A 10366-nucleotide genomic window follows, 5' to 3' on the forward strand; every position below is an offset into this window, starting at 1 on the left:
AAAGTGTCAAATACTTCAAAAAAGAAAAGCATTAAAGAAACAGAGGAATATGACAATACACCAAGTCTATTTCAAAACTTAGATGAAACATGTTTAGAGACAAAATAAAGTATCAATACAAATAAGAGAGGTAAAACATGAGTAACAATATGCAAATACAAACAACATTTTACGAGCAAGAGTTACATGGAGATATTGCAAATAGAATAGAAACAATCATAATTTCATCAGTGTTAATATCCCCACAAACACAAGCAACAAATTTTCTTTTAAAAGTCCCAAAGTATTGGCTTACAGAGGAATATTATCCATATTATGAAGCCATACAAAAAGCCTATGAGAATAAAAATCATAAATCCCTTTAGGGCTTTGTAAATACGCATTTATGGATATTTCATTACGATTAGAATCTAGCACCAACTCTTTTTCATTGCGGATCGCTAAAATCAAAGGCAAAATATCAAAAGCCTTAGCATACTCATTAAAAAGCAAAGTAATCTTATCTTGCAAATTCTCCTTTGATACGCCCAACAAAAGATTTAAATGATTAAGACTAATACTTAATTTATCTTTATTTGCTAGACACTTCTGCCAATCTACAAAAAAGCCCATATCTCTATTTGTCGCTCTAAGAGTGCTTAGAAAAGCCTCAAATGGTAATGTATTTTTCACAATTATTTCCTTATGTGTTGTGCATTTTAGATTTACTTCCCCAAACACCCTTTTGAAGATAGAATCTACTTATTCCTCAAACTGCAAAGGTTGCTATTTATATTGTTAAAATCCTTTTGTGCCTACAATCTTTTAAAAGCTAGATTCTACCCTTTTCCCTTAATTTTTATCTCGTTTATAAAAAATAACAAAAATTAGAAGTAAAAAAAAGTTATAATAACATTTACCATACAATTAAAAGTCTTATTTACTATATTTTATAATCTAAAAATTAAAGGATATAAATGTTTTTTCACTCAAGCCTTGAACTTATCGGTAATACGCCACTTGTAGAGCTTTCACGCATAGCCATTCCAAATAAAAATCGCATTTTTGCAAAGCTAGAATCCTACAATCCCGCTGGTGGCGTGAAAGATCGCGTAGCCCTGCATATTTTGCAAAAGGCAAAAAAGCAGGGTAAGCTACAAAAAGATTCTGTAATTATAGAAGCAACCGCAGGAAACACGGGGCTAGGCATAGCTTTTGTATGTTTGCATTTTAATATCAAGGCGATTTTAGTCGTGCCGGATAAATTTTCCATTGAAAAGCAGATTCTAATGCGAGCGTTAGGGGCGGAAGTGATTAACACACCAAAAGAGCTAGGCATACAAGGGGCGATTGATAAAGCACAAGAATTGCTAGATTCTACCCCGCATTCTTTTAGCCTGCATCAATTTGAAAATCCGCTAAATCCGCAAGCACATTATCTTACTACCGCAAAAGAGATTTATGCAGAAATGCAGAGTGTGCGAGACTCTAGGCGAAATGTATTCTCAATACACGCTACTAGCAAGAAAAGCCAAGCTAATTTGGCAGATGAATTTTGTGATGATTTTAAGGGTTATCAAGCGAAAAGCGAAGGGAGTTATCTAAACGATAATGACCGAGCTTTGAGTGCAGATTCCCTTAAAAGCACGCAAAAGTCGCTGCCAAATTTGGATTATTTTGTATGCGGTGCTGGGAGCGGCGGCAGCTTTAGCGGAATAGCACAATACCTAAAAGAGCAGGATTCTAGGATACAAGCTGTGCTATGCGATCCTATCGGCTCAATCATCGGCGGAGGGCAAGAGGGGTGTGCAAATATTGAGGGTATTGGCAACAACTTTATCCCAAAGACTATGGATACAAGCCTTATAGATTTGGTGCAAAAAATCAGCGATGAAGAAGCGTATCAAGGACTAAAAATCTTAGCTGGAGAGGAGGGAATCTTAGCTGGAATCTCATCAGGAGCGTGTTTGCAAGCGTGTTTAAAACTCGCCCAAGAAGTAGAAAACAAACTCATCGTTACACTCTTTGCCGATGATTTAAGCAGGTATTTGAGCAAGAATTTGGTGTAATTTTGCTTCGCATAGTAGTAAAAAAGATTCTATAAATCCGCTACAATAACACACTTAATCCTAATAGGAGATTGATTAAAAAGCTAGGAAATACTATGGACTTCACACAAGAAAAAGACTTGCAAAATGAGATTGCAAATAATCAAAGTTTGCAAAGGGATATTTGCAGTTTGCTTGATATGGATTTTTATCAAACAAAACACTTCAATACTATTATTAAAACAATAGTTTTTAAATACCTAATAGGGCTTCAACAATGACAATACCATTACACAATACATCTTTTAGCTACAAAAACACAACACTATTCAATCATACCTGCCTTGATAAAACGATTTTGCAAGAAAACTCGCTTAATTTAATCATCACTTCTCCACCTTATAATGTGGGTATTGAATACAACTCAAATGAAGATTCTAACTCTTATGAAAGTTATTTAGAATTTTCTCAAAAATGGATAGAAAATTGTTATTTTTGGGCAAAAGATGGGGCAAGATTCTGTCTTAATATCCCACTTGATAAAAACAAAGGCGGACAGCAAAGCGTGGGGGCGGATTTAATCATTTTAGCAAAGCAAATTGGCTGGAAATATCACAGCACAATTATTTGGAATGAGGGAAATATCTCACGCCGCACAGCTTGGGGGAGTTGGCTTAGTGCATCTGCTCCTTATGTTATCGCACCTGTTGAGCTTATAGTTGTGCTATATAAAGGGACTTGGAAGAAAAGGTATAAAGGGGAGAGTGATATAAGCAAAGAGGAATTTATGGCTTGGACGAATGGATTATGGAGTTTTAATGGGGAGTCTAAAAAACGCATAGGACACCCAGCCCCTTTTCCTAGAGAACTGCCGAAGCGGTGCATTAAACTTTTTTCTTATGTAGGTGATGTGGTGTTTGACCCATTTTGTGGCAGCGGCACAACAATGATAGAATCTTATCTTAACAATAGAAAGTTTATAGGCATTGAGCTAGATAGGGAGTATTGCGAACTAAGCAAAAAACGATTTTTAGAAACAATCCAAAAAGAAAGGGGAATTTTTGATGAAAAATAATGGCTCTCAACTTGATCTAATAATGGAATTTTTTAAGGCAAATCCAAAACGAGATATTAAACACCCTGAAGTGGTGGATTGGGTTGTTAAAGAATGGCAAAAACGCACAGGAAAAGTTTTTAGAGACCCAGATAGAGGTATTAGAAGTTTGCACCAAAAAGGCTATTTGCAAAAGATTGCAAAGGGAGTTTATCACTATAACCCAGATTCTATCAATTTAAGGCAAGATTTAGAGGATTTTAGTCAAGCCTTAAAAAAGCAAATTTTAGAGCGAGATAATTATAAATGTGTGATATGTGGAATGGGTAAAAAAGAAGGAGTTGAGCTTCATATAGACCATATAAAACCAAAGGATTTAGGTGGAAAAGCGGTTTTAGAAAATGGGCAAACTCTATGTAGTAGGCATAATTTTTTAAAGAAAAATCTAAAGCAAACTGAAACAGGTAAAAAGATGTTTATCCAAATGTTAGAATCTGCAAAAGATTCTGGTGAGAGTGAGCTTGTGGCATTTTTAGAAGAGGTTTTAAGCATTTATGAAAAGCATAATATCAATGGGCATATAGTATGGAAAAAGTCAAGTGATATATAATCTTAGAATCTTATTTTATTCTATGTGCTAGAATCTTTGCATTTAACAAACAAAGCAAAGGCGGTGATTTATGGGTGTTTTTATAAGATTATTTAAGGTTAGCACAAAGGCTAAGATTCTAATGCCTTTGGCGTTTATAGCGTTTGCAAATGTGGCTTTTGCTGATAGTGAAAGTTTGCAAAAGTTGTTTAAGGAATACAATATAAGCAAAGATAAGCAAGAGCATATCAAAAAGCAATGCGATATGGCTAATTTTGACTTCAATCCTAAAAATAAGCAAGAGCAAACCTATCTCTTTGAAACAACGCAAATTGATTGTTGGGTGCAAAGCTTAGGCGAAGTGCTAGGCTCAACGCAAGGCATTCTAGCTTCACTTAATTATGGCTATAATGAGTATGACAAGCTTTTAAACAAATACTACAAACTCTACCGCACTGAACTCAAAAAGAAAGGCAAAACCACACCAACAGGGGCTTTCTCTCACGAGCCAAGTATAGAAAAAGGGCAAGACACACTGCTAGAAGAGCAAAGAGCGTGGCTTAAACTCCGCGATAGCTATGAGGCATACACAAAGACACACCACGCACATATCTATGATATAAATGGCGGTGGCACGATATATAGCATTGAAGCAAGTAATGCTCGGCTAGGATTCTTAAAAATGCGTGTGAATGAGCTATTTTCACGCTATTTGATGATGATAACAGATGGTGACATAGGGTTTGATAGTCTCTTTGGGTGTAATGTAGATGGGGATATATAGGAACTTAATAGTGTGCTTCAATGCTACAAAATCACTGAGTTAAGAATATATTTTCTATACTAAAAAACACATTAAAACCCATCGCAGTTTTTTTGCAATTTATCATTGCTATGAAATAGCAGAAAAACTGAACGACATTTAAAACTAAAGTTGTAAAACTAGCAAATATACGCATAAAATAGACCAAAAAGAAAACAGCAAAGAAACTACAATAGATTTGATGTGCGCAATGAAAGCTAAATATTTATGCAAGTAAGATAGAGAGATGGCCTCTATCTTATTCCCAATGCTCTGCTTTTAAGCACAAATAATTTAAAAGCAGAGTTGTTGCGAAATCACATCAATAAATATAAATGCAGAATTATCCTAGTTAGAAAATTAGAAGCATATTTACTATTGATATCTGCATATAGTTTTTATAGCGGTTAAGACACATGAGTTAATTGAATAATGCGCGATTTTAGGAGTTGAATGTTGTTTATTTGCAATAATCGCATACCAAAAAGATCAATTAAGCTCCCCTAAAGCATCATCGCACCAAGAGTGCCAGCGACTAAAAGCGGGATATTATACACAAAAAATGTAGGGATACAAGTATCATAAATGTGATTATGCTGTCCGTCCATATTTAGCCCAGAAGTAGGACCCAAAGTGCTATCACTCGCAGGACTTCCCGCATCGCCCAACGCCCCAGCTATGCCAATAAGCAAAATTATCGCAGGGACACTAAAGCCAAGCGAGATTCCAAAAGGCACATAAATTGCCGCAATAATGGGTATCGTCCCAAAGCTCGTGCCAATGCCAATGGTGATTAAAAGCCCCACAAGCAGCATTAAACTCGCCCCTATAAATTTCGCCCATAAAGACGCTCCATTAGAATCTAAAGTCGCAGGATTTGAAGCCATAGTCGCATTAGAATCTAGCCCATTTGAAGCGATAGTATTCATAGCACCATCGCCGACTTGATGTGTGAAGTTTGCCACCACTTGCACGAGATTCTGCACTTCTCCACTTGCACGCAGCACCTCCCCATATCCAGCCGCCACAAGCATAACAAAGGCAATAAACGCCATCATTTTTAGCCCACCCTCCATAACAGAATCTATCTCGCTCCATCTAACCCCTCGCAGCACAATCATACACATAAGCCCAGCAAACGCCCCAAGTGCCAGAGAATGCGTAACAAGCTGCACGACAAAAAGCACGATAATGCCAAAGAGTGTCGCATATTCACGCCAACCCATACTCGCATCGCCCATAGAGCATTCCTCTTTTTGTGCGTATTCACGCGGCTTTGCATACAGCACAAACACCGCAAAAAGCAGTCCAAGCAGCATAGCCGCCCCGCCAATCCACATCACAGAGCTAATCTCACCAAGACTTACAGGCATACCATTTGCCTTCATCTGCTCACTAATAGTCGTGTGAAAAATCAGCCCAAAGCCCACGCCAAGCGTTACATAAGGGGCTTGCAGACCAAAAGTAAGCGCACAAGCAACAGCGCGTCTATCAATTTTCAAGCGATTCATAAGGCTTAGAAGCGGGGGGATAAGAATGGGGATAAAAGCGATGTGGATAGGCACAAGATTCTGCGAAAAACACGCAATGAGAGCAATGCTAAGAATAAAAATAAACTTCCTATTACTTATCACATTTGCAATGGCAGATAACAAAAAAGTCATTAAATGTGTGCGAGAAATCGCCACTGCAATACCGCCTAGTAAAATATAGCTCAAAGCAATGCTTAGGTTACTTGCCATACCTTTGATGAGAATTTCACCCGTGGTTGTGGTTTTAAGCAAAAAATATTGCCAAAATGAAGTTTGTGAATCTGCCCCAGAAGATAGAGATTCTAAAGGCAAGGGAGATAGCCACCCAGCTACAAGTGCGGCTATAATAATAGATAGCAAAACATTTAATCGCAAAACGCATAACACCGCCATAACGAGCACAGACAACACCACCGCATTTGTGAGAAGAGACATTAGATTCCTTTAGTGAATTAATATGTAGATATTTAAAGAAAATAAAAGTGTGATTATAGCTTATTATTAAAAAGATTTAAGATGGAGTTTGATTGTTTTGGATGGTTTTTAATCCACAGCATTTTATTAAATTCTTCTAAAAAATAAAACTATTGATAGCTAATATTATAGTTTTATCACACAAAAATTAATATGTATTTTACAAATTTGCTTCTCGCATTACATTTATAAAACACAACTTAAATACTCAAAAACAATATGATAAAATCTATATAAGAAAACAAAATGCACCTATACACGACAAATAGAATCTACATTCCATAAACTTGCGTGTTTAAGAGACTTCATAGTAATATATGTGGCAATTTTTTAATGTTACCAAAAATCCTTAGACTTGTTTGTTTTTGCATTTTTATTTTTACTTCTTTTAAAATTTTCCTTTAACTGAAAGTTTGAGTATTTATTAACATTAACCTTTTTACTTTTAAAATTGACTACGCAAAAACATATCAACCTCCCTTTTTTACTTTTCTTTGCTTATGTTGAAATAAGTTTTTATCATTATTTTAAATATTAAAATCTATTACTTTATTGATATATTAGCACTAATATAATGTGTATTATTTGTATAATAAATGCTACATTAATGCTATTTTGTAGTTTATTTGATTAATTTTTACTATTAAATAAGATATATTATTCACTAACACCAACCCAAGTTGCTAAAATCACAATCAAAACAAAATTCACATCCATAACCAAATCCTTTCAAACTTATGATAGAATACAAACAATGTATAAGTTAATCACCCCCCCCCCCCCTTTTTTTCGTTTTTCTTTTAAAAGGGTTTGAAAACGGAAGTCTTAACCGATTGGCTTATACAAAGCGACTGCATAAAATACAATCTGCAAAGACAAAGCTATCATTCCAAAAAATCTTTAAGTTGTCTTTAACTTATCTTTTATCTATTTTCTATTAAGCATTATAACAAGCTATTTCTAATCTCCATATTCAGTTAAAGGGCAATATTCTGCTGACACGACTATAACTTAATATCTAGCAAAAAGATTCTATACCACTACGCCTTAACCTCACAATTAAGAATCTTTTCTATTAGAATCTTTTTCACTCATAAACTTATGCAAGTCATCATATTCTTGCTTTGTGAAAAATCGGGTTTTGCCAACAGGCAGTGCGTTTAGATTGATAAACCCATAGCTAACTCTTCTTAAGTCCAGCACATTCGCATTAAAATGTGCGAAAAATCTGCGCAACTCTCGATTTTTTCCCTCTGTGATACGCACTTTTAGCTTTGAGATTGAAGCGCTTTTTACAATCTCATATTCCATAGGCATAAATTCCATTGTCTTTATCTTGCTTAGTCTATGCCCACCTGCTTTTGCGTTCTGCAATGTTAAGCCCTCTTCCATTGCCTTTATCATCTGCTTTGTAATATGAGAATCTATTTTAAGAATGTAGGTGCGTGGCAGGTTTGAGTGCATGAGTTTGCTTACAACTTCCTTGCTATCACTCAATATCAAAAGCCCCTCACTTGCAAAGTCAAGCCTACCAACAGGCATAAAATGCGCGTATCTAGCATTTAAGCTATCATAGATAAGCTTTCTCCCATAAGAATCTTTTTTGCTCACAAGTTCACCCTTTGGCTTGTGATACACGATTGCAGTGTAGTTTTGCTTTTTGGCATAATGCAGCATTTTTCCGTGTATAAAGATTTTAAATTCTTTCATGGCGGCATGTGGATTTTGCAGGGCTATTTGTGGGACTAGAGTTTTTGTTGTCGCTAAAGCATGATTAATCTTTACTGCACCTTCTATTATTAGCCTATCCGCTTCTCTACGCGAATATTTGCTGTGTAGTGCGATAAAATGATTAAGTCGCAAAGTTATCCCTTATAGTATTTTTGCTGACTTTGCATTTTTTGCTTTTTAGCTCTCTCTTGGGCGTTGCTTGGTCGTGTGTTTTTTGATAGATTCTCTTTATTAGTGCGTCTATTTGTGCTTGATTTTGGATTTTTATCTCTAGTTAGAGTTTTACTTTTTGTGCCTTTGCTACTTTTTGTTCTCGCTTCCTTTTTAGATTCTAGAATCTCTTGTTTTTGGACTTCTAGGGCTTCCTGCTTTGTTAGTCCTATTTTTACATGTTCTCGTAGATAGACAGATAAAAGTCTTAAAATGAGTTGAGCTGAATCTGTCTTATCTTTTATGCTTTCATAAAGATTTATCGCTTCATCTGATACCTTTGTGTTTAAAAGCGTGTTTATCATCACATCGCTGCTTACACTTGGCACTTCATAAAGCTCAAATTTTGCGTTTGTTTCATTCTGTATCTTCTTTAAATCTTTATACTCAAGCGGTGTAGCAAGGGTAATGGCAACACCCTTGCTACCAGCCCTGCCTGTGCGTCCTATCCTATGCACATAAGATTCTATATTTAAAGGTATGTGATAGTTGAAAACATGACTTACATTGCGTATATCAAGCCCCCTTGCAGCGACATCTGTGGCGACTAGAATGTCTGCTTCCTTACCTTTAAAGGCTTGGACTGAATCTCTACGCATGCGTTGGTCCATATCGCCATGTAATGCAGTGCTTTTATAGCCTTTATTTTGCAAGTAGCTATTGACTTCATCGGCTTCTTTTTTTGTGCGAATAAAGATGATACTTTTGCTTGGAGATTCTGTATCTATTAGCCTTGTTAGGGCTTCATTCCGTTCATTTTCATTGATGATATAGTAGCGTTGTGCTATATCTGCATTTGTCGTGCTACTTGATTGAATCTTAATATGCACGGGATCATAGAGAATCTTATCTGCTAATTGTTTGATTCTAGCCGGCATTGTGGCTGAAAACAGCAGGGTTTGTGCGTTATTTGGAATATATTGAAATATCTCTTCAATATCATCGATAAAACCCATGTCAAGCATTTCATCACTTTCATCAAGGACCACAACATTTGGTGCGAAGTTTTTTAGTCGCTCATTTTTTAAATGATCTAGCAATCTACCCGGTGTTGCGATTAGGACCTGTGGCTTTTTCTCTATTAATTCAAGCTGCTTTTTTACACTCTGTCCGCCATATACACACACTGTTTTTGTCTTTAAAAACTTACCTAACTTAAAGACTTCATCACTAATCTGCATAGCAAGCTCTCGCGTGGGCGTAATCACTAAAGCTTCAATGGAGCTATCGTTTTTCAAACTATGGAGAATAGGCAGGGCAAATGCTGCGGTTTTTCCTGTACCTGTCTGGGCTTGTGCGATAACATCTCTACGCTCAAGTATGGGTGGGATAGCTTTCTCTTGTATAGGGCTTGGTGTAGTAAAACCTGCCTCTTTAATGCCTTTTAACACTTTGTCTTTCAAGCCTAAAGCCCGAAATGAATCTAGCACACTCAACTTATCTTGTGTATTGTCTTGTGCTTTTGTCTCTTTTTTATTCATTAAACGCTCTTTTTGTAAAATAAATCGTAATTATAGCATTGTTTCTTAACAATACATAGTGTGGTTATTTGTTATTGTGCTTGAATTTGCTCATAATAAAACCACATCGTATAGCTGAGTATATTCACTTAGCAACACATAATAAAACACCCTCTCTAACACTCAAAAACACACTAACACATAAAAGCCTTGTATAAAGGGTTTTTTGCATAAGTGTTTTATAATATGCTTATATGTTATAACCCTTTTTTTACTTCCACTCGATGTTTTTTTGTTTGTATCTTATGTGTATTTTTGAATGTATTCTAAAAAAGGATACATAAAAGGATACACAAAAACATTACTACATATTAAAGTATGTTTTATGTGCTAATAAAGCATATAAAACTACACAATAAAAGCTTATAAAATCCATTAAGTAGAGAATGCAAAAATTAAAGCATTATTTGCTTATGTAATTTTAATT

Annotated in this window: 9 protein-coding genes; 5 read left to right on the top strand and 4 right to left on the bottom strand. The window is 35.7% G+C overall.

The window, feature by feature from the left end:
- Window positions 1–291 precede the first annotated feature (291 nt).
- Window positions 292–672, bottom strand: a complete 381-nt coding sequence (locus T368_RS0109945) for a DpnII family type II restriction endonuclease (RefSeq protein WP_004089158.1) — start codon at window positions 670–672, stop codon at window positions 292–294.
- 284 nt (window positions 673–956) lie between these two features.
- Here T368_RS0109945 and T368_RS0109950 point away from each other — a divergent pair, with 284 nt between their 5' ends.
- From T368_RS0109950 to T368_RS0109970, 5 genes are all read left to right on the top strand, one after another.
- Complete coding sequence (locus T368_RS0109950) at window positions 957–2048, top strand: PLP-dependent cysteine synthase family protein (protein WP_004089164.1); 1092 nt, start codon at window positions 957–959, stop codon at window positions 2046–2048.
- A gap of 95 nt (window positions 2049–2143) precedes the next feature.
- Complete coding sequence (locus tag T368_RS16195; RefSeq protein WP_004089167.1) at window positions 2144–2308, top strand: hypothetical protein; 165 nt, start codon at window positions 2144–2146, stop codon at window positions 2306–2308.
- Complete coding sequence (locus T368_RS0109960) at window positions 2305–3102, top strand: DNA-methyltransferase (RefSeq protein WP_004089171.1); 798 nt, start codon at window positions 2305–2307, stop codon at window positions 3100–3102. Before T368_RS16195 ends, T368_RS0109960 begins: the two co-directional genes overlap by 4 nt.
- Window positions 3092–3691: an HNH endonuclease gene (locus T368_RS0109965; RefSeq protein WP_004089173.1), complete on the top strand. Its 600-nt coding sequence runs from the start codon at window positions 3092–3094 to the stop codon at window positions 3689–3691. Before T368_RS0109960 ends, T368_RS0109965 begins: the two co-directional genes overlap by 11 nt.
- Window positions 3692–3761: 70 nt before the next feature.
- The gene (locus T368_RS0109970; RefSeq protein WP_004089177.1) at window positions 3762–4454 is read left to right on the top strand and encodes a lysozyme inhibitor LprI family protein; all 693 of its coding nucleotides are present in this window, start codon (window positions 3762–3764) and stop codon (window positions 4452–4454) included.
- A 521-nt stretch (window positions 4455–4975) separates the two neighbouring features.
- Here the strand turns inward: T368_RS0109970 and T368_RS0109975 are convergent.
- The 3 genes from T368_RS0109975 to T368_RS0109985 all read right to left on the bottom strand — a co-directional run bounded on the left by T368_RS0109975 (window position 4976) and on the right by T368_RS0109985 (window position 9900).
- Complete coding sequence (locus T368_RS0109975) at window positions 4976–6439, bottom strand: Na+/H+ antiporter family protein (protein ID WP_004089180.1); 1464 nt, start codon at window positions 6437–6439, stop codon at window positions 4976–4978.
- Between the two features lie 1098 nt (window positions 6440–7537).
- The gene (locus T368_RS0109980) at window positions 7538–8341 is read right to left on the bottom strand and encodes a pseudouridine synthase (protein WP_004089183.1); all 804 of its coding nucleotides are present in this window, start codon (window positions 8339–8341) and stop codon (window positions 7538–7540) included.
- A gap of 2 nt (window positions 8342–8343) precedes the next feature.
- Entirely contained in the window at window positions 8344–9900 is a 1557-nt protein-coding gene (locus T368_RS0109985) for a DEAD/DEAH box helicase (RefSeq protein WP_004089185.1), read from the bottom strand.
- Window positions 9901–10366 lie beyond the last annotated feature (466 nt).

The organism is Helicobacter bilis ATCC 51630, assembly GCF_000686565.1.
GTDB lineage: Bacteria > Campylobacterota > Campylobacteria > Campylobacterales > Helicobacteraceae > Helicobacter_A > Helicobacter_A bilis.

Coding starts and splice junctions, on each gene's coding strand:
- T368_RS0109950 (WP_004089164.1), top strand. CDS start 957: ATGTTTTTTCACTCAAGCCTTGAACTTATCGGTAATACGCCACTTGTA.
- T368_RS16195 (WP_004089167.1), top strand. CDS start 2,144: ATGGACTTCACACAAGAAAAAGACTTGCAAAATGAGATTGCAAATAAT.
- T368_RS0109960 (WP_004089171.1), top strand. CDS start 2,305: ATGACAATACCATTACACAATACATCTTTTAGCTACAAAAACACAACA.
- T368_RS0109965 (WP_004089173.1), top strand. CDS start 3,092: ATGAAAAATAATGGCTCTCAACTTGATCTAATAATGGAATTTTTTAAG.
- T368_RS0109970 (WP_004089177.1), top strand. CDS start 3,762: ATGGGTGTTTTTATAAGATTATTTAAGGTTAGCACAAAGGCTAAGATT.
- T368_RS0109975 (WP_004089180.1), bottom strand. CDS start 6,439: ATGTCTCTTCTCACAAATGCGGTGGTGTTGTCTGTGCTCGTTATGGCG.
- T368_RS0109985 (WP_004089185.1), bottom strand. CDS start 9,900: ATGAATAAAAAAGAGACAAAAGCACAAGACAATACACAAGATAAGTTG.